At 69.0% G+C, this 22,785-nt stretch carries 22 protein-coding genes; 10 read left to right on the top strand and 12 right to left on the bottom strand.

All coding sequences use genetic code 11. The features are described 5' to 3' along the window. Window positions 1-82: 82 nt before the first annotated feature. The 5 genes from rpmH to ACK4SG_RS09690 all read left to right on the top strand — a co-directional run bounded on the left by rpmH (window position 83) and on the right by ACK4SG_RS09690 (window position 4,961). A complete protein-coding gene (gene rpmH / locus ACK4SG_RS09710; protein ID WP_409601539.1) occupies window positions 83-223 on the top strand; it encodes a 50S ribosomal protein L34 in 141 nt (46 codons plus the stop codon). Between the two features lie 57 nt (window positions 224-280). Further along, on the top strand, window positions 281-775 hold the full coding sequence (gene rnpA, locus ACK4SG_RS09705; RefSeq protein ID WP_409601538.1) for a ribonuclease P protein component: 495 nt from the start codon (window positions 281-283) through the stop codon (window positions 773-775). Continuing rightward, on the top strand, window positions 772-2,412 hold the full coding sequence (yidC, locus tag ACK4SG_RS09700) for a membrane protein insertase YidC (RefSeq protein ID WP_409601537.1): 1,641 nt from the start codon (window positions 772-774) through the stop codon (window positions 2,410-2,412). The genes rnpA and yidC overlap by 4 nt, the downstream gene beginning before the upstream one ends. A gap of 90 nt (window positions 2,413-2,502) precedes the next feature. Then, window positions 2,503-3,837, top strand: coding sequence for a tRNA uridine-5-carboxymethylaminomethyl(34) synthesis GTPase MnmE (gene mnmE / locus ACK4SG_RS09695; RefSeq protein ID WP_409601536.1), 1,335 nt, complete (start codon window positions 2,503-2,505; stop codon window positions 3,835-3,837). Window positions 3,838-3,911: 74 nt separating this feature from the next. Continuing rightward, entirely contained in the window at window positions 3,912-4,961 is a 1,050-nt protein-coding gene (locus ACK4SG_RS09690) for a TonB family protein (RefSeq protein WP_409601535.1), read from the top strand. Between the two features lie 635 nt (window positions 4,962-5,596). Here ACK4SG_RS09690 and ACK4SG_RS09685 read toward each other — a convergent pair. From ACK4SG_RS09685 to ACK4SG_RS09655, 7 genes are all read right to left on the bottom strand, one after another. Next, window positions 5,597-6,790, bottom strand: coding sequence for an ABC transporter permease subunit (locus ACK4SG_RS09685; RefSeq protein ID WP_409601534.1), 1,194 nt, complete (start codon window positions 6,788-6,790; stop codon window positions 5,597-5,599). Next, window positions 6,787-7,542 (bottom strand): ATP-binding cassette domain-containing protein, encoded by a 756-nt coding sequence (locus ACK4SG_RS09680; protein ID WP_409601533.1) that lies wholly within the window; start codon window positions 7,540-7,542, stop codon window positions 6,787-6,789. Before ACK4SG_RS09680 ends, ACK4SG_RS09685 begins: the two co-directional genes overlap by 4 nt. A 39-nt stretch (window positions 7,543-7,581) precedes the next feature. Next, window positions 7,582-9,135 (bottom strand): alpha/beta fold hydrolase, encoded by a 1,554-nt coding sequence (locus ACK4SG_RS09675; protein WP_409601532.1) that lies wholly within the window; start codon window positions 9,133-9,135, stop codon window positions 7,582-7,584. Between the two features lie 44 nt (window positions 9,136-9,179). Next, a complete protein-coding gene (locus tag ACK4SG_RS09670) occupies window positions 9,180-9,377 on the bottom strand; it encodes a helix-turn-helix transcriptional regulator (RefSeq protein ID WP_409601531.1) in 198 nt (65 codons plus the stop codon). 10 nt (window positions 9,378-9,387) lie between these two features. After that, window positions 9,388-9,984 carry a hypothetical protein gene (locus ACK4SG_RS09665; RefSeq protein ID WP_409601530.1) on the bottom strand — a complete coding sequence of 199 codons (597 nt, stop codon included), beginning with the start codon at window positions 9,982-9,984 and terminating at the stop codon, window positions 9,388-9,390. A gap of 4 nt (window positions 9,985-9,988) precedes the next feature. Continuing rightward, on the bottom strand, window positions 9,989-10,159 hold the full coding sequence (locus ACK4SG_RS09660) for a hypothetical protein (protein ID WP_409601529.1): 171 nt from the start codon (window positions 10,157-10,159) through the stop codon (window positions 9,989-9,991). A 231-nt stretch (window positions 10,160-10,390) separates the two neighbouring features. After that, a complete protein-coding gene (locus ACK4SG_RS09655) occupies window positions 10,391-11,161 on the bottom strand; it encodes a ferredoxin--NADP reductase (protein ID WP_409601528.1) in 771 nt (256 codons plus the stop codon). A gap of 84 nt (window positions 11,162-11,245) precedes the next feature. Here ACK4SG_RS09655 and ACK4SG_RS09650 point away from each other — a divergent pair, with 84 nt between their 5' ends. Both ACK4SG_RS09650 and ACK4SG_RS09645 read left to right on the top strand, forming a co-directional pair. After that, window positions 11,246-12,190 (top strand): ABC transporter ATP-binding protein, encoded by a 945-nt coding sequence (locus ACK4SG_RS09650; RefSeq protein ID WP_409601527.1) that lies wholly within the window; start codon window positions 11,246-11,248, stop codon window positions 12,188-12,190. After that, window positions 12,187-12,957, top strand: coding sequence for an ABC transporter permease (locus ACK4SG_RS09645; protein ID WP_409601526.1), 771 nt, complete (start codon window positions 12,187-12,189; stop codon window positions 12,955-12,957). Before ACK4SG_RS09650 ends, ACK4SG_RS09645 begins: the two co-directional genes overlap by 4 nt. Here ACK4SG_RS09645 and ACK4SG_RS09640 read toward each other — a convergent pair whose 3' ends face one another. Then, window positions 12,958-13,749: a TatD family hydrolase gene (locus tag ACK4SG_RS09640; protein WP_409601525.1), complete on the bottom strand. Its 792-nt coding sequence runs from the start codon at window positions 13,747-13,749 to the stop codon at window positions 12,958-12,960. A gap of 14 nt (window positions 13,750-13,763) precedes the next feature. On the opposite strand from ACK4SG_RS09640, the gene ACK4SG_RS09635 reads away from it, so the two are divergent. From ACK4SG_RS09635 to ACK4SG_RS09625, 3 genes are all read left to right on the top strand, one after another. Next, entirely contained in the window at window positions 13,764-14,807 is a 1,044-nt protein-coding gene (locus tag ACK4SG_RS09635) for a diguanylate cyclase domain-containing protein (protein ID WP_409601524.1), read from the top strand. Window positions 14,808-14,875: 68 nt separating this feature from the next. Beyond that, complete coding sequence (gene hrpB / locus ACK4SG_RS09630) at window positions 14,876-17,368, top strand: ATP-dependent helicase HrpB (protein ID WP_409601523.1); 2,493 nt, start codon at window positions 14,876-14,878, stop codon at window positions 17,366-17,368. A gap of 61 nt (window positions 17,369-17,429) precedes the next feature. Then, window positions 17,430-17,753 (top strand): hypothetical protein, encoded by a 324-nt coding sequence (locus ACK4SG_RS09625; RefSeq protein ID WP_409601522.1) that lies wholly within the window; start codon window positions 17,430-17,432, stop codon window positions 17,751-17,753. On the opposite strand, the gene ACK4SG_RS09620 is transcribed toward ACK4SG_RS09625, so the two are convergent. The 4 genes from ACK4SG_RS09620 to ACK4SG_RS09605 form a co-directional block, all read right to left on the bottom strand. Then, window positions 17,741-18,886 carry an ATP-binding protein gene (locus tag ACK4SG_RS09620; RefSeq protein ID WP_409601521.1) on the bottom strand — a complete coding sequence of 382 codons (1,146 nt, stop codon included), beginning with the start codon at window positions 18,884-18,886 and terminating at the stop codon, window positions 17,741-17,743. The two genes, ACK4SG_RS09625 and ACK4SG_RS09620, sit on opposite strands and share 13 nt — an antisense overlap. 69 nt (window positions 18,887-18,955) lie before the next feature. Then, complete coding sequence (locus tag ACK4SG_RS09615) at window positions 18,956-19,498, bottom strand: pseudouridine synthase (protein ID WP_409601520.1); 543 nt, start codon at window positions 19,496-19,498, stop codon at window positions 18,956-18,958. A gap of 52 nt (window positions 19,499-19,550) precedes the next feature. Further along, the gene (locus ACK4SG_RS09610) at window positions 19,551-20,381 is read right to left on the bottom strand and encodes a class I SAM-dependent methyltransferase (RefSeq protein ID WP_409601519.1); all 831 of its coding nucleotides are present in this window, start codon (window positions 20,379-20,381) and stop codon (window positions 19,551-19,553) included. Window positions 20,382-20,485: 104 nt separating this feature from the next. Next, complete coding sequence (locus ACK4SG_RS09605) at window positions 20,486-22,699, bottom strand: NADP-dependent isocitrate dehydrogenase (protein ID WP_409601518.1); 2,214 nt, start codon at window positions 22,697-22,699, stop codon at window positions 20,486-20,488. Between the last annotated feature and the right edge of the window lie 86 nt (window positions 22,700-22,785).

Here is a 22,785-nt window from a genome sequence, read left to right as displayed (position 1 = left end):
GACCCGGGCATACTTGCGCAAAACCTGACTTGCTAGTACGATTCCAAGTCTTTTCCGCTGAATCCAAGCAAGCAGGCCCGCCATGGCGACCAAGCGCACCTACCAGCCCAGCAACCTCAAGCGCAAGCGTGATCACGGCTTCCGTGCCCGCATGGCGACCGCCGACGGCCGCAAGGTCCTGGCCCGCCGCCGTGCCAAGGGCCGTCATCGCCTGACCGTCTGACCTCCGGGTCGGATCGCGTCCCCGGCGCATGCCGGGACAGCAATGATGTTGCCAGCGATGCCCCAGGCGCCGGTGTCCGGAGAGGATGCCGGCGCCGTCGCGTTGACGCCTCCACGCCGGGCTGGCTTTCCGCCCGCAGCGCGGGTGCGGGCGAAGGCCGAGTTCGCCCGCGTATTCGAGCACGGACGACGCACCGCTGATCCAACGCTGGCCTTGCACTGGCTGGCCGATGCGGCGCCTGCCCGGTTGGGCCTGGCGGTCTCGCGCAAAGTCGATCCACATGCGGTGGGCCGCAACCGCATCAAGCGCGCTCTGCGCGAACAGTTCCGCTTGCTGCGTGATCGCCTGGCAGGTGGCGCCTACGTGGTGGTGGCGCGTGCTGCTGCCGCCCGCACCGACAACCAGGCCCTGCGCGCCAGCCTCGAACAGTTGCTGCTGCGTGCCGGCGCGTTGCCCCCGTCCGCCTGCGCCGGCACAATGCCGCGCGCCGATTCCCCGACTTCTCCCGATGTGGCCGCGCGCCGCGTGCGCCCCGAGACTCCTGCCCAATGACCCAGATCCGTACGTTCCTGCTGATTGCCTGGCTGATGGTGGCGTTCCTGCTGTGGCAGGAATGGGGCAAGGAGAAGACCGCCGCCGCGCAGCCGGCGCCGGCCATTCCCACTGCCACGCAGGGCGGCGGGGCCGCTGCGGCAGTCCCGCAGGTGGCGACGGGGGGGGCTTCCTCCTCCCAGGCCGCCGCACCGGCCACTGCGGCCCGCGCGCCGGTCGTGCGCCTGCGCAACGACGTGCTGTCGCTGGACCTCAATGGCCGCGATCTGGTCCGCGCGGAACTGCTGGCCTACCCACAGACAACCGCGGCCGGCAGCCCGCCGGTGGTGCTGTTCGACACCGACCCGAGCCGCTACTTCACCGCGGAGGCCATCTGGCGCGCGGCGGACGGCAGCGAACTCGCCCTGCGCCCGGACGGTGACGACCGCGACATCACGCTGGCCGATGGTGCCGCTGCGGTACAGGCGCGCTTCGTCGCCCAGGACGCGAACGGCGTGCAGCTGCAGCGCACCGTCACCCTGGCGCGCGGCAGCTATGCGGTGCGCGTGCAGGACGCGCTGATCAACACCGGCGCCGCCGCCTGGACCGGCGACATCGAGCGTCGCCTTGAGCGCATCCCGCCGGTGGTCAAGACCGGGTTCACCAACCCCGAGTCGTTCAGCCTGAGCGGTGCCGCCTGGTACAGCCCGGAAGACAAGTACAAGAAACGCAAGTATCCGAAGTTCATCGAGGATGGCCCGCTCAACCAGACCGTGACCGGCGGTTGGATCGGCCTGTCGCAGCACTACTTCCTTGCCGCGTGGGTGCCACAGAAAGACCAGCCCGCGCTGTTCACGCTGGGTCAGCGCGGCCCGCTGTACTACGTGGCCGCGCGCGGCCCGCAGGTGACCTTGGCGCCGGGCCAGCGCTTTGAAAGCGACGCCACGTTGTGGGTGGGCCCCAAGCTGGCCGACAAGCTGGATGCCACCGCGCCCGGCCTTGGCCTGGCCATGGACTATGGCATCTTCACCGTGCTGTCCAAACCGATCCACTGGCTGCTGACCCAGCTGCACAAGCTGACCCACAACTGGGGCTGGGCGATCGTGCTGCTGGTGGTGCTGATCAAGGCGCTGCTCTATCCGCTGTCGGCGGCGCAGTACAAGTCGATGGCCAAGATGCGCAAGTTCCAGCCGCGCATCGAGCAGCTCAAGGAGCGCTACGGCGACGACAAGCAGAAGTTCCAGATGGCGATGCTGGATCTGTACAAGAAGGAAAAGATCAATCCCGCCGGGGGTTGCCTGCCGGTGCTGGTGCAGATGCCGGTGTTCCTGGCCCTGTACTACGTGCTGCTGGAAGCGGTGGAGCTGCGCCAGGCCCCGTGGATCATGGGCTGGGTGAACGACCTGACCGCGCGCGACCCGTATTTCATCTTGCCGATCCTCAACGCCGCGGTGATGTTCCTGACCCAGCGGATGACGCCGATGGTTGGCATGGATCCGATGCAGAAGAAGATGATGCAGTTGATGCCGCTGGTGATGGCGGTAATGTTCGCCTTCTTCCCTGCCGGCCTTGTCCTGTACTGGGTCACCAACGGCACGCTGGGCATGTTGCAGCAGTGGTGGAACACCAAGCGGTTCGCCGAGGAGCCGGCCAAGTAACCCCACCGGAACCCGCCTGACGGCGGGTTCCGCGCATCCGGCCGCCGCAAAGCGGCTACGCTGCCCGCACCCACGCTTTTTGTTTCGAGCATGCCGAACGTGCAGGACACCATCGTCGCCATCGCCACGGCCCCCGGTGCGGGCGGCGTCGGCATCGTGCGCCTGTCCGGCCCACGCGCCGCCGGGATCGGCGAACAGGTGTGCGGGCGGGCGCTGCGTCCGCGTATCGCCGAGTACGCCCGTTTCCGCGATGCCGCCGGCGCGACGCTGGATGACGGCATTGCGCTGCGGTTCGTCGCGCCCGCCAGCTTCACCGGCGAAGACGTGGTGGAACTGCAGGCGCACGGTGGCCCGGTGCTGCTGCGCGCGCTGGTGGATCGCTGCGTTGCGCTGGGGGCCCGCCAGGCGCGGCCCGGGGAATTCAGCCAGCGCGCTTTCCTCAATGGCAAGTTGGACCTGGCGCAGGCCGAAGCGATCGCCGACCTGATCGCCGCCACCGACGAGCGCGCCGCGCGCGCGGCCCGGCGCGCGCTGGACGGCGCGCTGTCGCGCCAGGTGGAGGCCCTGATGGCACGGCTGCTGGCGATCCGCGTCCATGTCGAGGCCGCGATCGATTTCGCCGACGAGCCGCTGGACACGCTGGGTGGCGCGGCGCTGCGCGACCAGCTTGAGGCAACCCGCACCGCGCTGTCGCGCCTGCAGGCCGAGGCCGAGCGCGGCCGCAAGCTGCGCGACGGACTGCACGTGGTGCTGGTGGGGCCGCCGAATGCCGGCAAGAGCTCGCTGCTCAATGCGCTGGCGGGCAATGAACGCGCCATTGTCACCGATATTGCCGGCACCACCCGCGACGTGCTGCAGGAAACGATCCGCATCGACGGCGTCGAGCTGACCTTGGTCGATACCGCCGGGCTGCGGGTATCGGAAGATGTGATCGAAGCGGAAGGCATCCGCCGTGCGCGCGCCGAACTGGGTCGCGCCGACCTGGCGCTGGCGGTGGTGGATGCGCGCGCACCGGACGCAGGCCGGGCGACGCTGGAGGCGGATCTGGCCGTCGTGCCGCAGGTGCTCTGGCTGCACAACAAGGTGGACCTGTTGCCCGCACCGCCGGTACTCGATGCGGGTGCGTTGGCGATCTCGGCGCGGACCGGCGAGGGCCTGGCCGCGCTGCACCAGCGATTGCTCGCGCTGGCCGGTGGTGATGCCGCGGCGGACGGTGCGTTCTCCGCGCGCGCGCGCCATGTGGATGCGCTGGCGCGTGCGGGGGACTGGCTGCAGCAGGCCGCGTATGAGCTGACATGGGAGCGGCTGGAGCTGGCCGCGGAGGCGCTGGTGCGGGCGCACGATGCGCTGGGGGAGATCGGTGGCCGCGTCGATGCCGACAGCCTATTGGGTCACATTTTCGCCTCGTTCTGCATCGGCAAATAGGCGCCACCCTTGACAACCGGGGGCGGATTGCCGCGTGCTATAAAATCGTGCGCGACTACCAGGGGGAACACGCGATGACTCACCACAATCACAGGCCGCGCAAGGGATGGGCGCCGGTCGCCTTGACCGTGGCCATGGCCTGCGCCTTGGCCGCCTGCAAAAAAGAGGATGCAACAGCGGCCGGGACGCAGGGCCCCCAGCAGGCTGCCCCAGCGCCAACGCCGGAGTCGGTGGTGGCTGCATCGGTATCGGCGATGAGCCCGGACCAGCTGCGCGACGCCGCCAACAGCGCCTACAACGACAATCGCCTGTATGCGCCAGCCGGTAACAACGCGATGGAGTACTTCCTCGCCTTGCGCGACAAGCAGCCCGGGGATGCGGGCGCCTCGACTGCGCTCAGCGACCTGCTTCCGATGACCGTGATCGCCACCGAGCAGGCCATTTCGCGGGAAGATCTGGAGGAAGCCAAGCGGCTGGTGGCACTCATCGGCAAGGCCGACCGGAACCATCCGGCGCTGGGCCGCCTGAAGGCCAGCGTGGCCAGTATCGAGGCCAAGCTGAAACAGCAGGCCCAGACCCAGCAGCTGAGCGCCGAGGAAGAGGCCAAGCGCCGCGAGGAGCTGGCCAAGAAGCGCGAAGAGGATCAGAAAAAACTGCAGGAGCAGCAGCGCCAGCAGCAAGCAGCAACGGACACCCAGACCCAGAGCGAGGCCGAACGCCAGCGCCAGGCCGCAGCGGAAGCCGAGCGCCAGCGCCAGGCGGCGGCCGCTGCGGAAGAGCAGCAGCGCCAGCAGCAGGCCGCGGCGGCCGCCCAACAAGCGCCGGCGCCGGCGCCAGCCCCCGAACGGCCCCGCCCGGCGCCATCGGTGGAATTGCGGGCGATCTCGCAACCGGAACCGAGATTCCCGCCTGCAGCCCAGCGCGCGGGCGCCAAAGGCAGCGTGCAGGTGGAATTCACCGTGGGCACCGATGGCAGCGTGACCAGTGCGCGGGTGGTGTCGTCGGATGCGTCGCCCCAGTTCAAGCGCGATTTCGAGCGCGAAGCGCTGGCTGCTGTCAAGCGCTGGCGTTTCCAGCCGGTCAGCCAGGCCACCACCAGCCGGCGCACCATTGTCTTCCAGTGATGTGGGCTTCGGCCTGACCAGCAAGACGCCGGCACAGCGGCCCGCGTAGAACGAACCATCCGGACAGTCCAGGCAACGCCCCCACCGGGGCGTTGCCTGTTTCGGGTGGACGGTTGCCGATGGGGCTGGCTCACCCGCCGGCTGGACAGGCCTGCAACACCCCGGCGCCCAGCCCCGTCATCGCCCGCGACAGGCGTCACAACAAGGTGGCCATCGCCCTTTCTTTCCCTGCACCGACAGTCCACGCCACATCAATCGTGGCGGTTCGACGATCCTGCCTCCAGACTGGCGAACAGTAGCGACGGAGCACGTCCGCCAGGCCGCAGCGCGGGCTGGCCGGTGCGCCTGGGGAGGGCCATGCCGAGGCCCGGTTCCGCCAGCGGCAGGCACGCCACGAACGCGCTGATCATGCGGTAAACATGCCCGCCAGAACCCGTTCATCGCCGCGACAATTGGAACAGGGGGCAGCGTCCGGTCCTCCCCACCCACGCAAGCCCTCCAGCGCAATGCCCGCCACTTGCGTTGCGGGCATTGCTGTCGCTGTGGCCATTGCGTCCGGGTTTTGACACAGCCCGACAGGCCGGGTTGTTGCTTTCGCATTGCGCATCAGCAGCAGGGATCGGCGCGGCGCTGGTTCAGGCCGAAATGGCCAGCTTCTCCTGCCGGTAGCGCCACACCGCCAGTGCCCAGAGCACGGCGGCCAGCGCCAGCGAGCTGGCCAGGTACAGCGCCCACTGCTGCATCGATGCCGCTTCGCCGCGGGTGATCTTCTGGATCAGCTGGTTCTGCGACAGGAACGGCACGGCGTACTGCCACACCGCGGTGTCCTTGAGCGGGTAGGCCATCAGCGCGTAAGCCGGCAGCATCGGCAGCATCATCAGCCACATGATGTGGCTCTGCGCTTCCTTCATGCTCTTGGCGCCCGCTGCCAGCGCGGTGATCAGCGCGGTGCCGATCAGCACCAGCGGCACCAGCGTCAGCAGCAGCTTGCCCATCGCCAGGAAGCTCACGTCCATCTGCTTGGCCATGCCGCTGGCCAGGGTGGCCGAGACCTTGAACGACACCAGGATCAGCAGCATCGAGGCCAGGCCCAGCAGTGCCGCCGCCAGCATCTTGCCGCCCACCAGCGCCGCACGTGAGGCCGGGGTGGCCAGCAGCGGCTCCAGCGATTGCCGCTCGCGCTCGCCGGCGGTGGTGTCCATCGCCAGGTGCGCGCCGCCGATGAAGGCGAAGATGGTCAGGATCATCGGTAGCAGGATCGACATGAACTGGCTGTTCTTGGCTTCCGGCGTGGCCATGTCGCGGGTACCCACCTGCAGCGGGGCGGCGATGGCCGGATTGATGCCGCGTATCAGCAGGCGCATGGCGCCCACGCTGTTGCCATAGCTTTCCAGCACCTTGCTGACCCGCGCCACCTTGACGTCGCCGTTGCGGCGGGTGGTGTCGGTGATGATGTCGATCTTGGCGGGTTTGCCGGCGCTCCAGTTGCGGGCGAAATCGGCATCGATCGCCAGCGCCAGGTCTTCCTGCTGCGCGCGCACCCGCGCTTCGATGTCCGCCGGTGCCGGCCTGGCGTCGATGCCATAGCTGGCCAGGAACTTCATCAGGTTCGGTGCCCGCTCCATGCCGACCACCGGCACGCTGAGGGTCTTCTCCAGCTGGGTTTCGGCGCGCATCTGGGTGAGCTTGCCGATGCCCAGGAAGATCAGCGGATACAGCAGCGGCGCCACCATCAGCGACAGCAGGAACGTCCGGCGGTCGCGGAAGAAGTCCAGCCATTCCTTGCGCATCACCGTCAGCATCGCGGTGGTGAAGGACGTCTTGTTCATGCGTGCAGGCCCTCTTCGCTGCCGATCAGTTTCACGAATGCGTCTTCCAGGTTGGCTTCGCCGGTCAGCGCGCGCAGTTCGTCCGGGGTGCCCTGTGCGGTGACCCGGCCCCTGGCGATGATCACGATGCGATCACACAGCGCCGCGACCTCCTGCATGATGTGGCTGGAGAAGATCACGCAGCGGCCCTCGCCGCGCAGCTCCTGCAGGAACCCGCGCAGGCCGCGCGTGGTCATCACGTCGAGGCCGTTGGTGGGCTCGTCCAGGATCACGTTCTTCGGGTCGTGGATCAGCGCCCGCGCGATCGCGGTCTTGGTGCGCTGGCCCTGGCTGAAGCCTTCGGTGGCGCGGTCGAGGAAATCCTCCATCTGCAGCGCCTGCGCCAGCTTCGCGGTGCGCGCGGCAATCTCCGCCGGCGTCATCCCGTGCAGCTTGCCGAAGTAGGCGATGTTCTCGCGCGCGGTCAGGCGCTTGTACACGCCACGCGCGTCGGGAAGCACGCCCAGGCTGCGGCGCACGCGCTCGGCGTCGCTGGCCACATCGACGCCGTCCACCAGCACCCGCCCGGACTCCGGCGACATCAGGGTGTAGAGCATGCGTAGCGTGGTGGTCTTGCCGGCGCCGTTGGGGCCCAGCAGGCCGGTGATCTCGCCGTCGCGGGCGGTGAAGCCCACGTCGTCCACGGCAACCACCGGGGTCTTGTCCTTGCCGCGTCCGGGAAAGGTCTTGCGGAGGTGTTCTGCAACGATCATTGCGTCAGTCCTTGGAAGTCGTGTCGTGGCGATGCCGGCTCAGGGCTCGGCGCCGTTGAAGCTGACGAAGGGGACCACGTAGCCGAGCCGGTCCAGGCACGTCCCGTCCAGCGCCTTGGCATCGGCCTTCTCGATGAATTGCGCGAACAGCTTCGGCATGCAGCCGGCGCCCAGCACCGAATGGCCCTGGCCCTTCAGCACGAACAGGCGGCCGTTCGGCAGGCGCTTGACGATCTCCTTGCCGTAGCGGGGCGGCGTCACCGGATCGAACTCGCCGGCCAGCACCAGCGCCGGTACCGGGGTGGCCAGCGGCTGGTGGAAGTCGGCCGGCACCCGGCCTTTCGGCCAGACCCTGCACATCGCGGCCATGCCGGAAGGCATCGCATTGCCCAGCACGGTGCCAGCGTCTTCGGCGCGGGTGACCATGCTGTCGGCGTCCTCGCTGCAGACAACCGAGAGCTGCATGCCCATCGCCATCGCGTCTTCGAGGTCGCCGGACATCATCCTGGCCAGCGCCATCAGGTTTTCATAGTGGCCGGCGTTGGCTTCGTGGATCAGCTTCGGCAGCAGCCCGGCGGCCAGCGGCATGTAGGCGTACATCCGCACCAGTCCGGCCACCGTCTCGGCGCGCAGGATGCCCTGCTTCACCTCGCCGCTGGTCGCATCGTGGTACTGCACCTGCGCCGGTTTCGCACGCAGTGTCGTCAGCAGCACGTCGAGCTCCGCGCGCGGATCACCGAGTTTGTCCTTGCAGGCGGGATCCTTGCTGCACAGGCCGAACTGCAGTGCCAGCGCGTCGTCCAGGTTGCGCGCGAAGATATTGCCCAGGCCCAGCGTGTTGGGCACGGGCGAATCCAGCACGATGCTGCGGGTGGCCTGCGGATGGCGCATGGCGTACTGCTGGGCCACGCGGGTGCCGTAGCTCACGCCGACCAGGTTGACCTGCTGGGCGCCGATGGCCTGGCGGACCGCGTCGAGGTCGGCGACCGCGTCGGTGGTGGTGTAGAAGCGCAGGTCGGCCTTCTTCGACAGCTCGGCCGCGCAGGCGGCGGCCTGGGCCTGCATCGCCTCGGGCGAGGTATCGGCGTCGTCATCTTCGCCCTGCGGCGCCTTGCAGGACAGCAGGTTGGAATGGCCGGTGCCGCGCTGGTCCAGCAGGATGACGCTGCGGCGCTTGCGGACTTCCTTGAACACCGGGTCCATCGCCGGGAAGGTGTCCACCGCCGACTGGCCGGGGCCGCCGGCCAGGAAGAACACCGGGTCGGGTGCGCTGTCACCGTTGCCGGTGGGCTGCAGCCACGCGATGTTCAGCGCGATCTTGCGGCCGTCGGGGCGGCTGCGGTCCTCCGGCACTTCCAAGCGCGCGCACTGCGCCTCCAGGCTGTCCCTGCTCATTGGCGAGCTGAGGCTGCACGGCGTGAAGGCAAGCGTGCCCAGCATCACCGGCTTGACCGGCGCGACGGGTGCAGAGCCGGTGCTGCGGTCGCCGGCGGTCGTGTCGGCGGCCTGCTTGTCCGGGGCCAGCGCCCGGTAGCCGAACAGCGCGGCGGCAACCGCCACGGCAAGGATCAGTCTGGTCTTGCGGGAGTTCATCGGGACCCCTTCGGGTGTTGCGGTTGGAAAAGGACGGCGTGCCATCACGCCTCGTCGGGCAGGAACACGTCTTCGATGCGGCAGGCGAACAGGCGGGCGATGCGGAAGGCCAGCGGCAGCGACGGGTCGTACTTGCCCGTCTCCAGCGCGTTGACGGTCTGCCGCGAGACTTCCAGGCGAAGCGCCAGCTCGCCTTGCGACAGGCCCTCGCGTTCCCGCAGTTCGCGCAGGCGATTTTTCACCAGTCGCACCTCATAGATAGCGCCGGGTCAGGGCCATCTTGGCGATGCCGTAGGTGAAGCACAGCAATGGGAACACCCAGATCATCGCGGCGGCGGCATCGATGTCGATGACCTTGGCCTTCTGCAGCAGCCCACCGGCGAAGTACAGCAGGGCCACCAGCAGGCTGGCGATGCCGATCGCCTCGGTTTCGATGCGCTGCTGCAGCTCGTCGATCTCGCGCAGGTAGCGCAGCGCCGCACGCATCAGCAGGGCGATCGGCAGCACCGGCAACACCGCCACCAGTGCACGCAGCGGAACCGGGCCGATCCCGCGCTTCACCAGCCAGATCGATACGAACAAGGTCAGGGCGTAGCCGATCATGATCGGCCACAGCGCGCGCAGATAGCGCCGGCTGGCCGGCTGCGCGTACATCTCGTCGCAGTGCTGGCGCCACCAGCGCGGCACCAGCAAAAACAGCGCCGCGCCGAGGAGATAACCGGCGCCAATCCCCACCCACATGCCCACCGCATCGTCCGGCCAATGCAGCAGCCAGCGGCCGGCGCCGGCCAGGCCCAGTGCGGCCAGGCCGATCGCGACGAAGATCCACATCCAGCGGCGCAGGGTCATCGGTTCAACCCCGGCGCGAGCGGGCGAGGAACACCACACCCAGCGCGATGAACGAGGTGGCCACGCCGATAAAGGCGGCCTGCCCCGCGGCCAGCGCGGCAGCGGAGAACGCCACGCCGGCGCCGAGGAACGCGATGCCCGCGCCGCGGAGCTGCTTGGGATCCTGTGGTTTCATGCCACGCCTCCTGTCAAGGTTGCTTGACAAGACACTAGCGCGCAACCAATCGCTATGTCAAGCGTCCTTGACAGTGCGTGCTGTGGAAATGTGCATCGGCAGGCACGGACCCGGGTTACTTGTTGCTGACGTATTTCTCGCGGTGGGTGAGGCCGGGTGCTTGCGCGGCATGCCGCGGGCCCGGCCGAACGCCGCGCGCGTGAGCGCGTGGCCGGGGATCCGCCGCCCCGGTCACTTGTTGCTGACGTATTTCTCGCGCCGGATCATCGGCACCGGCAGCCCCACGGCTTTCAGCGCCTCGAAGGTCGCATCCACCATGTCCGGGTTGCCGCACAGGTAGGCGATGTCGCCGGCCGGGTCGGGCGCCAGCTCCGGCAGCACGTTCTGCACGTAGCCGTGGCGCACGTCGGGATGGGCCAGCGGCGAGTCCGCGGCCGGCAGCTCGCGCGACAGGCACGGCAGGTACCGGAAGCGCGGATGGGCGTTCGCGAAAGCGCGGAACTCGTCGCCGTACAGCAGTTCGGCCGGCGTGCGCGCGCCTTGCAGCAGCACCACCTCCACGCCGCGTTCGTCCATCAGCCGTTCCAGCTGCGGCAGCATCGCCCGGTATGGGGTGATGCCGGTGCCGGTGCCGATCAGCAGGTAGCGGCGGTTGGCGTCGTTGGGATACAGGCAGAACCGCCCGAACGGGCCGCTGGCGTCCACCGTGGTACCGATCGCCATGCCCTCGAACAGGGCGGTGGCCGCGCCGCCGGGCACGTAGCTGACCGCGATCTCCACCCGCGCGTCGGGCGCTGCGTCGGGGGCGCGGCCGACGGCGATCGAGTAGCTGCGGCGTGCCGGGCTGCCGTCGGCGTAGTGGAAATGGATCTGGATGAACTGGCCGGGGATGCAGGCCAGCGGCTGGCCGTCGTCGCGTTCGAACGACAGATGCGCCACGGTGGGCGCGATCATGCGCCGAGCGACAAGCTTGAGTGGGAAATGGGAAATGGCCACGGGCATGCAACAGTGCGTGGCATCAGGCGCGCCACGGGGCTGCCTATACTACCGGCTCAGTGCGCATGACTTTGCGCCCGAGGCGTTCCGATGACCGACCAATCCGCGGCCCCTGCCCTGCGCGTGCGCGAGCTGCATAAAACCTATGGCAATGGCGTTGAGGCGCTCAAAGGCGTCAGCTTGGAGGTGCAGGCGGGCGATTTTTACGCCCTGCTTGGCCCCAACGGCGCCGGCAAGAGCACCCTGATCGGCATCGTCAGCTCGCTGGTCAACAAGACCAGCGGCACGGTGGAGATCTTTGGCATCGATCTGGTGCGCCAGCGCAGCCTGGCGATGCGCCAGCTCGGCCTGGTGCCGCAGGAAATCAACTTCAACATGTTCGAAAAGCCGCTGGACATCTGCGTGAACTACGCGGGGTTCTACGGCATCCCACGCCGGCAGGCGCTGGCGCGCGCCGAGCAGGTGCTGAAAGAAGCGCAGCTGTGGGACAAGGCCGACAAGATGAGCCGCACGCTATCGGGCGGTATGAAGCGGCGGCTGATGATCGCCCGCGCCATGATGACCGCGCCGAAGCTGCTGATCCTGGACGAGCCCACCGCCGGCGTGGACATCGAAATCCGGCGCGGCATGTGGAAGACGCTGAAAGAGATCAACACCGCCGGCACCACCATCATCCTCACCACGCACTACCTAGAGGAAGCGGAGAGCCTGTGCCGCAACCTCGCCATCATCGACCACGGCCGTATCGTCGAGCAGGGCCCGATGAAGTCGCTGCTGGCCAAGCTGGACGTGGAGGGCTTCCTGTTCGACGTCGAGGATGTCCTGCCCGCCACCCTGCCCGCGATCGAAGGCGCCACGCTGGTGGCGGCGGACGCGCACACGCTGGACGTGGACATGCCGCGCGCGATGGACCTCAACCGCGTCTTCGCCGCGCTTGACGCTGCCGGCATCCGGGTGCGCTCGATGCGCACCAAGAGCAACCGGCTGGAAGAGCTGTTCGTCCGCATGACCGCCCGCGAAGGAGCCCCGGCGTGAGCAATCCGAACCTCGTTGCCCTGGGCACCATCGCCCGCCGCGAAGTGCACCGCATCCTGCGCATCTGGGGCCAGACCCTGATGCCGCCGGCGATCACCATGACGCTGTACTTCCTCATCTTCGGTGGCCTGATCGGCTCCCGCGTCGGGACCATGGACGGGATCCGCTACATGGATTTCATCGTCCCGGGGCTGGTGATGATGAGCGTGATCCAGAACAGCTACGGCAACATTTCCAGCTCGTTTTTTGGTGCCAAGTTCGGCCGCCACGTCGAAGAGTTGCTGGTCAGCCCGATGCCGAACTGGGTGATTTTGTGCGGTTACGTGGCCGGTGCCGTCCTGCGCGGGCTGATGGTGGGTGCCATCGTGCTGGCGATTGCCATGCTGTTTACCCGCGTGCGGGTGCCGCACCCGCTGGTGATGCTGAGCTCGGTGCTGCTGGGCGCCACCATTTTCTCGCTGGCCGGGTTCGTCAACGCGATTTACGCCAAAAAGTTCGACGACATCGCCATCGTCCCGACCTTCATCCTGACCCCGCTGACCTACCTTGGCGGCGTGTTCTATTCGATCAAGCTGCTGCCGGTCTGGGCCCAGGCCGGCACCCATGCCAACCCGATCTTCTACATGGTCAATGCCTTCCGCTACGGCCTGCTGGGCGTGTCCGACGTGCCGCTGTGGGTGGCCTATGCGCTGATGCTGGGCTTCGTGCTGGTGCTGGGTGCGCTGGCCCTGTATCTGCTCCACAAGGGCGTTGGCCTGCGGAGCTGATCAGCCAGGCAGGCGGAAGAACGCGGTTGCCGTGGCGGTGGTCGCTGCGGCAACCGACTCGACGGCCTCGCCGCGGTCGCGCGCCAGTTCTTCCACGATATGCGGCAGGAAGGCCGGCTCGTTGCGGCGGCCTTTCGGCATCGGCCTGAGCGTGCGCGGCAGCAGGTAGGGCGCGTCGGTTTCCACCATCAGGCGGTTGCCGGGGATGTGCTTGACCGGCTCGCGCAGGTGCTGGCCGCGGCGTTCGTCGCACAACCAGCCGGTGATGCCGATGTGCCAGTCCTGGTCGAGGTAGTCGAACAGCTCCTCGCGTGTGCCGGTAAAGCAGTGCACCACCACCGGGCCCAGCCGGCCATCGAACTGGCGCAGGATCGCCATGAAATCGGCATGGGCGTCGCGCTGGTGCAAAAACAGCGGCTTGCCGGTGTCGGCGGCGATCTGCAGCTGCCATTCAAAGGCGCGCCGTTGCGCCGGGCGCGGGGAAAAATCGCGGAAGTAGTCCAGCCCGCATTCGCCCACCGCCACCACTTCGGGATGGGCATGCAGTGCGCGCAGTTCGGCATCGTACTCCGTGCTGTATTCGCTGGCGTGGTGTGGATGCACGCCAGCGGTGGCAAACCATTCGCCGGGCCGGCTGCGCGCAAGCTCCAGCACCTTGGGATTGTGCGCACGGCTGGCGCCGGTGAGGATGGCGCGCGTCACGCCGGCAGCGCGCGCGCGCAGCCAGACCGCATCACGGTCGTGGTCGAAGCTGTCGTGGGACAGGTTGAGGCCGATATCAATGAGCTGCATTCGCACATTGTAAGGTGACCGCCGTGTGCCCCCGCAGGCAGGCGCCTGCCGGGGTTGCCGCTGCCCACGCCTTGCGGCCTGTCTGTTGCACGCGTCTCCTGTTTCCGGAAACATGCCCCCGACAGCCGCACATACGCGGGCGGCCAAGGTGGGCATGCAGGCAACCGGGGGGCATCGTGCCGATTAATAGCCAGGCATTCATCGAGACCCTGGATGCAGCCATCCAGTCGCATCTTGAATGGACGCGCCGGGTGCTGCGCTGTGCCGTGCTGCACGAATCACCGGGCGAGGATGTGATGCAGGCGCAGTCGCATCTTCTGTGCCAACTGGGGCGCTGGCTGATGGCCAATCGTGCCAGCCTGGAGCGGCTGGATGCCGAGCGGTTTGCCGCGCTGGAGGATGCCCATCGTGACATGCACGATGCCATCCGCACCCTGTGCCACGACATTCTGCAAAACCGGCCCAGCAGTCCCGAAACGCTGCAGCAGTTCGAGCAGACCCAGGTCAAGGTCGTGGACTGCCTACAGCATTTCAAGACGCTGCTCGTTGGCCGCATCTCGCAGATCGATGTCTTGACCGGCCTGCCATTGCGTTCGCGCATGCAGGACGATTACGAGCAGATGCTTGCCCGCTGCCGGCGTCAGGGCTGGGTGTTGGGGGTGTTCCTGGCGGACATCGACCATTTCAAGCAGGTCAATGACGAACACGGCCATGCCGCCGGCGACGTCGTGCTGAGGGATGTGGCGATGGCCATCCGGCGCAGCGTCCGCAACGAGTGCCAAGTTTATCGCTATGGCGGCGAGGAGTTCGTCGCTTTCATGGAATTGTCGCGTCCCGAGATTGCCCGGGTGCCGGCGCAGCGCGTGCTGCGACATGTGCAAGAACTTGAAATCCAATTGCCGGATGGATGTGTGGTCCGCCACCCCACCTTGACCATCGGCATCGCCATCGCAAGGGAAGGCGAACCGTTGGCCGACGTGTTGCGCCGTGCGGATGTGGCGATGTACGCAGGCAAGCACAGGGGCCGCAACTGCTACGTGCTGGAAGGGGCGCCCTGACGGTTTCCTGGGGCCAGCGGACCGGCCAATAGCCAGGGCAAGCACGGCCGGTTCGTACAATCGCGGCCATGCAGTTCCCCATCACCCCGTTGTTGCCGGGTCTTCTCGACGCACTGGCCGCGCATCCGCGGCTGGTGCTGGAAGCGCCGCCGGGCGCCGGCAAGACCACCCAGGTGCCGCTGGCACTGTTGCACGCACCGTGGCTGCAGGGCCGTAAGGTGGTGATGCTGGAGCCACGCCGGGTCGCCGCGCGGGCGGCGGCCGGGTTCATGGCCCGGCAGTTGGGCGAGCGCGTCGGCGCGACGGTGGGCTACCGCATCCGCTTCGAGAACAAGGTGGGCCCGACCACCCGCATCGAGGTAGTCACCGAGGGCATCCTCACCCGCATGCTGCAGGACGACCCATTGCTTGAGGGCGTCGGCGCGCTGGTGTTCGACGAATTTCACGAGCGGCATCTGGCCGGCGATCTGGGGCTGGCGCTGGCGCTGGACGTGCAGGCCGGCGTGCGCGAGGACCTGCGCATCGTGGTGATGTCGGCCACGCTGGACGGCGCGCGCCTGGCCGATTTTCTCGATGCCCCGCGCCTGTCCAGTGCCGGGCGCAGTTTTCCGGTGGCGATCGCGCATTTTCCGGCGCGGCGGGATGAGGCGCTGGAACACCAGACGCGGCGGGCGATCGAACATGCACTGGCGACGCACCCGGGCGACGTGCTGGTGTTCCTGCCGGGCCAGCGCGAGATCGCCAAGGTGGCGGCGCTGCTGGAGCTGGACGACCACGCGGTCGAGGTGCTGCCGCTGCACGGCGAGCTGCCGATCGAGCAGCAGGCGCGCGTGCTGCAACCGGCGCCCGACGGCCGTCGCCGGGTGGTGCTGGCGACCAACGTGGCCGAATCCAGTGTCACCCTGCCCGGCGTGCGGGTGGTGATCGACAGCGGGCTGGCGCGCGAGCCGCGGTTTGATCCCAACAGCGGGTTCTCGCGGCTGGAGACGGTGGCGATTTCCCAGGCCAGCGCCGACCAGCGTGCCGGCCGTGCCGGGCGCGTGGCGGAGGGTTGGGCGTACCGGCTGTGGCCGGCCTCGCAACGGCTGGAGCCGCAGCGGCGGCCGGAGCTGGTCCAGGTCGATCTGGCACCGCTGGCGCTGGAGCTGGCGGCCTGGGGCAGCGACGGGCTGCGCTGGCTGGATCCGCCACCGCCCGGTGCGCTGGCGGCCGGACGCGACCTGTTGCGCCGGTTGGACGCGTTGACCGCCACCGGCACGCTGACCGAACGCGGGCGGCAGATGCTGGCATTGGGCACGCACCCGCGGCTGGCCGCGATGCTGCTGGCGGCGGCAAACGACCCGGCGCGGTTGGCCCTGGCCTGCGATCTGGCCGCCCTGCTGGAAGCGCGCGACCCGCTGCGCACCCGCACCGATGCACTGGCGGCGCGCTGGCAGGCACTGGCCGCATTGCGCGCCGGCCGTGTGGCAAGCGATGCCAGCCGTTCGGGCCTGACGGCGATTGATGCGGCGGCAACGCAGTGGCGGCGGCGTCTGCGCTGCGACGCCGCGCCGCCCGCCACAGTTCCGGCGCATGCGCTGGGCGACTTGCTGGCACATGCGTTTCCCGACCGCATCGGCCGCCAGCATCCGCAGGACCCTCGCCGCTACCTGCTGGCCAATGGCCGGATGGCGCGGCTGTTCGACGACTCTGCGCTGTACGGCGAGCCGTGGCTGGTGGCCAGCGAACTGCGCTTCGAGGCCAAGGACGCGCTGCTGCTGCGCGGTGCGCCGGTGGACGAGGCCGTGCTGCGCGCCGAGTTCGCCGCGCACTTTTCCGATGCCGATGAGGTGCGTTGGGATGCCGAGCGGCGCGCACTGGTGAGCGAGCGCGTCGCCCGCTTCGATGGCATCGTGCTGGCAGCAAAGCCTGCAGGCCGTGTCGATCCGGCGCTGGCGGCGCGGGCGCTGACCGACGCCGTGCGCGACCTCGGTCTGGCCGTGTTGCCGTGGTCGGAGGCGCTGACGCAATGGCGCATCCGCGTGCAGTGTCTGCGTGTCTGGCTGCCCGAGCTGGGCCTGCCCGACCTGTCCGATGCGGCGCTGCTGGCCAGCCTGGACGACTGGCTGCTGCCGGCATTGGCCGGCAAGACCCGGCTGGATGCTCTGTCGGTCGAAGCGCTGGCCGAGGCCGTGCAGGGCCGGCTGGACTGGCCGCTGCGGCAGCGCCTCGACGCGCTTGCGCCGACCCGCATCGCGGTGCCCTCCGGCATGCAACGCGCCATCACCTATGCGCTCGACGCCGACGGTACGCCGGCCGCGCCGGTGCTGGCGGTGAAGCTGCAGGAGCTGTTCGGGCTGGCCGATACCCCGCGCATCGCCGATGGCCGCGTGCCGCTCACCCTGCACCTGCTGTCGCCGGCCGGCCGCCCGCTGCAGGTGACCCAAGACCTGCGCGGGTTCTGGGAGCGCACCTATCCGGACCTGAAGAAGGAAATGAAAGGCCGCTACCCGCGCCACCCGTGGCCGGACGACCCCTGGAGCGCCACCGCCACCCACCGCGCCAAGCCGCGCGGCACGTGACGCGCCCGTCACGGCGGCGCGCCATACTGATGCCCGTTGCCATCTCAGGAAGGAGTACCGCATGGGCAAGTCGAAACGGCCGCAGGACCGGGCACTGGACCTCTTGGCCGACGTGGGCGATGGCCTGCGCCGCAAGCTGCCGGACAAGGCGGTGCAGTGGATCGAGACCGGCGCTGCGCTGGGCGCGCTGCGTGCCGGTGCCAAGGTGGCCGGCGGCGTGGTGCGGCGCAATCCGTTGCTGGTCGGCGCGGCGGTGGCCGGCGCCGGCCTGCTCTGGTACGCCGCGCGCCAGCGCGCCAAGGCGCAGGCGGCGCAGGAAGGCCAGGCCCGCCAGGTGCGCGCGCTGCGGCGCGGCGAGGTGGAGCAGGACGACTACGGCGTTTGAGCCGGCGTGCAGGGCTGCGTGCAGGCAACAGCCGGCAGCTCCACCACAAAGCGGGCACCGCCGCCTTCGCGCGCCTCGTACCAGAGCCGGCCGCCGGCCTGGTCCACGATCCGCCGGGCCAACGACAGTCCCAAGCCGTTGGACAACGTTGCCTCGCCATCGCCGGCGTTGCTCCGCTGGAACGGCATGAACAGCCGCGACCGGAAGCCGTCGGGGATCCCGGGCCCGCGGTCCTGGGCGACCAGCTGCCAGAAGCCCGGTGCACCGGCGCGTGCCGCCAGCGTCAGTTCGCCGCCGTCGCGTGCGTATTTCAGCGCGTTGCTCACCAGGTTCTCGCCCACCTGCCGCAGCGCCTGGTCATGGATCGCCACGCAGGGATCACAGCCGGACGGCTCGATCTGCAGGCGCAGGCCGCGTGCTTCCAGCTGTAATTCATAGCGCGCCGCCAGCCAGCGCAGGGTGTCATCGAGATGGGCGCAGGCCGCGGCCGCAGGTTCCGCTGTGTGGGCGTCCTGCCCGGCGCCGGCCTGGCTTTCGAGATAGCTGTGGATGTAACCCAGCGCCTCGCGCGTGCTTTCCTCAATGATCTGCAGGTAGCGCGGTACCCGCGCCGGATTGGCGTCGGCCAGGCCCAGCATCTCGCAGGCGAACAGCACGCTGGTCAGCGGGTTCTTGAGATCGTGCGCCACCAGGTTGACCAGCTCCTGGCGCTGGCGCGCGACCTGTTCCAGGCGGTCGCGGGTCAGCTTCAGGTGCAGGTGCACCTGCACCCGGGCCAGCAGCTCTTCCGGCGCGCAGGGCTTGGCCACGCAGTCCACCGCGCCGGCTTCGAAGGCACGTAACAAACGTGCCCGGTCCGAATGCGCGGCGAGCACGATGGCAGGGATCTGCCGCAGACGGGGCTGCGCATGCAGGGCAGCCAGCAGCTCGACGCCGGTGATGTCCGGCAGCGGCAGGTCCAGCAGGATCAGGTCCGGGGCTTGGCGGCTGGCCAGCGCGAGCGCCTGGGCGCCGCTGTCGACGTGGATCAGCGCATGGCCGTGCTGACCGAGCAGGGACAGCGCCGGGTTCTCTGCAAGCGGCGGCGCGGAAACGACGAGGACACGCCCGAATCTGGCGATCTGATGCGGCATCCTGCAGGCACTCCATGCCAGTCTGGCGAGCTACGGTAGCAAAAGACCGGCGGGGCGCACACAGCGGAATTAGTCGCCTTCCAGGGCCCGCCATTGCCCGGGTGCCAGCCCCTGCAGCGCATGCGGCCCCACCGCCATCCGCACCAGCCGCAGCGTGGGCAGCCCCACGGCCGCGGTCATGCGCCGCACCTGCCGGTTGCGGCCTTCGGTGATCACCAGCTCCAGCCACGCATCCGGCACCGTCTTGCGGAAGCGCACCGGCGGATCGCGCGGCCACAGTGCCGGCGCCGCCAGCAGGCGCGCGCGCGCCGGGCGCGTGGGGCCGTCGTTCAGCACCACGCCCGTGCGCAGCTGCTGCAGCTGGGCGTCGGTGGGTGTGCCTTCCACCTGCACCCAGTAGGTCTTGGGCAGCTTGTGCGCGGGGTCGGTCAGGCGGTGCGCCAGCCGACCATCGTCGGTCAGCAGCAGCAACCCTTCCGAGTCGAAATCCAGCCGGCCGGCCGGATACACGCCCGTGGGCAGGCCGAACCCCGCCAGCGTCGGTCGCGGCGGCACGCTGCGGTCAGTGAACTGGCACAGCACGCCATAGGGTTTGTTGAAGGCGATGAGCATGGGCCGTGCAGAAATCCGGGGCGCGCAGCGCGGAGGGCGTGGCGTGGAAAGGTCAGTCGCTGGCCGGTTTGCGGAACCGCAGGGTCATCCGGTCGCTTTCGCCAATCGCCTGGTACCGGGCGTCGTCGGCCGCATCGTGGCGGTTGGTCGGCGGCAGCGTCCACACGCCGTTGGGATGGTCGGCGGTGTCGCGCGGATTGGCGTTCACCTCGCTGCGGCCGTCCAGCACGAAGCCGGCACGCGTGGCCAGTTCGATCACCAGCGCCTCGGTCAGGTAGCCAGAGGTCTTCATCGTGTCGAGGTCGGTGCCCGGCTGGGCGCGGTGCTCCACCACGCCTAGCGTGCCGCCCGGCTTGAGCGCGGCGAAGAAAGCCTGGAAGTAGGCATCGGCGGTGCCGGCGGACACCCAGTTGTGCACGTTGCGGAAGGTCAGCACTGCGTCGGCGGTGCCGGGGGCGCCCAGTACCGGCGCCTTGCCGTCGTACTCCAGCAGGGTGGCGCGGTCGTAGCGGGCGGGGTCGGCGCTGAACACCGCGCGCAGCCCGTTGCTGCGCCCCGGCGCGGGTGTGGCGCTGGCCGCGATGTAGTGGCCGTGGTGGCGCAGGTAGGGCGCCAGGATCGCGCTGTACCAGCCGGTGCCCGGGCTGATCTCGATCACCGTGTCGGTAGGCCGGATGCCGAAGAACGCCAGCGTTTCGGCCGGATGGCGGTAGACGTCACGCGCGCGCTGGGCCGGGCTACGGCCCGGATCGGCCACGGCCGCGCGCAGGCCCGCGTCGATGGCGGGTGCGCCCGTTGCGGCGGGGGGCGGCGTCTGCGCAGTGGCGGCGGGGCTGGCCGCCAGCAGCAGGAGGGCGAGCGCGTGGGTCGGCAAGCGGGTCATGCGGCGGCTCCGGTCGGTCGGGGCTTGCAGGGTAACCGCGTCTGCCGGAAACACGCAGCCCGGCACGGGGCCGGGCTGCGTAGCGGTCCGCGGGAGCGCGAGGCTTACAGCGTGCCCAGCGCCGCATTGAAGGTGGCGCTGGGCCGCATGGCGGCCGCCAGCTTGCCCATGTCGGGCTGGTAATAGCCACCGATGTCCACCGGCTGGCCCTGCACGGCAAGGAGTTCCTCGACGATCTTCGCCTCGTTGTCCGCCAGTCGCTGGGCCAGTGGCGCGAACGTCGCCGCCAGCGCGGTGTCGGCCGTCTGCGCAGCCAGTGCCTGTGCCCAGTACAGCGCCACGTAGAAGTGGCTGCCGCGGTTGTCGATGGTGCCCAGCTTGCGGCCCGGCGAACGGTCGTTGTCGAGGAACATGGCGTTGGCTGCGTCCAGCGCATCCGCCAGCACCTGTGCGCGGGCGTTGCCGGTGGCGTTGGCCAGGTGCTCGAACGAGGCCGCCAATGCCAGGAACTCGCCCAGCGAATCCCAGCGCAGGTAGTTTTCCTCGAGGAACTGCTGGACGTGCTTGGGCGCGCTGCCGCCGGCACCGGTCTCGAACAGGCCGCCGCCGGCCATCAGCGGCACGATGGAGAGCATCTTGGCGCTGGTGCCCAGCTCCATGATCGGGAACAGGTCGGTCAGGTAGTCGCGCAGCACGTTGCCGGTGACGCTGATGGTGTCCTGGCCTGCGCGGATGCGCGCCAGCGAAAGCCGCATGGCCTCGATGGGCGGGAGGATCCGGATGTCCAGGCCGGCGGTGTCATGCTCGCGCAGGTAGCGCTCGACCTTGGCGATCAGGCTGCGGTCGTGGGCGCGCTGCGGATCCAACCAGAACACCGCGGGCGTGCTGCTCAGGCGCGCACGGGTCACCGCCAGCTTCACCCAGTCGCGGATCGCGGCGTCCTTGGTCTGGCACATGCGCCAGATGTCGCCAGCCTTGACCGCATGCTCCATCAGCACGTTGCCGGCGTCGTCCACCACCTTGACCACGCCGTCGCCGCTGATCCGGAAGGTCTTGTCGTGGCTGCCGTATTCCTCGGCCGCTTGCGCCATCAGGCCGACGTTGGGCACGCTGCCCAAGGTGGCCGGGTCGAATGCGCCGTGCGCCTTGCAGTCGTCGATCACCACCTGGTAGATGCCGGCATAGCAGCGGTCCGGGATCACCGCCTTGGTGTCCTGCAGCTGGCCCTGGGCGTTCCACATGCGGCCGCTGTCGCGGATCATCGCCGGCATCGAAGCGTCCACGATCACATCGCTCGGCACGTGCAGATTAGTGATGCCCTTGTCGGAGTTCACCATCGCAAGCTGCGGGCGCTCCGCATACAGCGCGGCGATGTCGGCCTCGATCTGCGTGCGCACGCCGGCGTCCAGCTGCGGCAGCCGCGCGTACAGGTCGCCGATACCGTTGTTCGGGTCGAAGCCCACCGCAGCCAGCGCGGCGGCATGCTTCTCCAGCACCGGCGCGTAGAAGCGCGAGACCACGATGCCGAACATGATCGGGTCGCTGACCTTCATCATGGTGGCCTTCAGGTGCAGCGAGAACAGCACGCCCTTCGCCTTGGCATCGGCGATCTGCGCGTCCACGAAGGCGGCCAGCGCGGCGGCGTCCAGCACACTGGCATCGATCACCTCGCCGGCCTGCAGCGGCAGCGCCGCGCGCAGCGGGACGGTGGCGCCGTCGGTACCGGTGAATTCGATGCGCACGCTGCCGGCGGCCGGCATGGTCACCGACTGTTCGCTGCCGTAGAAGTCTCCGGCGTCCATGTGCGCGACGTGGGACCGGGAGTCGGCGCTCCAGGGCCCCATCCGGTGCGGGTGCTTGCGGGCGTAGGCCTTCACCGCCTTGGGCGCGCGCCGGTCGGAGTTGCCTTCGCGCAGCACCGGATTGACCGCACTGCCCTTGACCTTGTCGTAGCGTGCCTTGGCGTCTTTCTCGCGGTCGTCCTGCGGTGCATCCGGGTAGTCCGGCAGCGGATAGCCCTTGCCTTGCAGCTCCCGGATCGCCGCCTTCAGCTGCGGGATCGAGGCGCTGATATTGGGCAGCTTGATGATGTTGGCCTCCGGCGTCTTCGCCAGCGCGCCCAGCTCGGCCAGATCATCGGCCACCGCCTTATCGCCCAGCCGGTCCGGGAACTGCGCCAGGATGCGCGCCGCCAGCGAGATGTCGCGCGTCTCCACGTCCACGCCGGCGGTCTTCGCATATGCCTGCACGATCGGCAGGAAGCTGGCGGTGGCGAGGAACGGCGCCTCGTCGGTCAGGGTGTAGAGGATCTTGGACATGGCGGCTCGTGGACGCTGGGGAAGCCCCCATTGTCGCGCCTCGCCCCGTCGCGGGGCAAAACACGACGCAAATGACGCGGATCCGC

Source organism: Thermomonas sp. (assembly GCF_046293095.1).
GTDB lineage: Bacteria > Pseudomonadota > Gammaproteobacteria > Xanthomonadales > Xanthomonadaceae > Thermomonas.
This window is presented reverse-complemented; position numbering and strand designations above follow the sequence as displayed.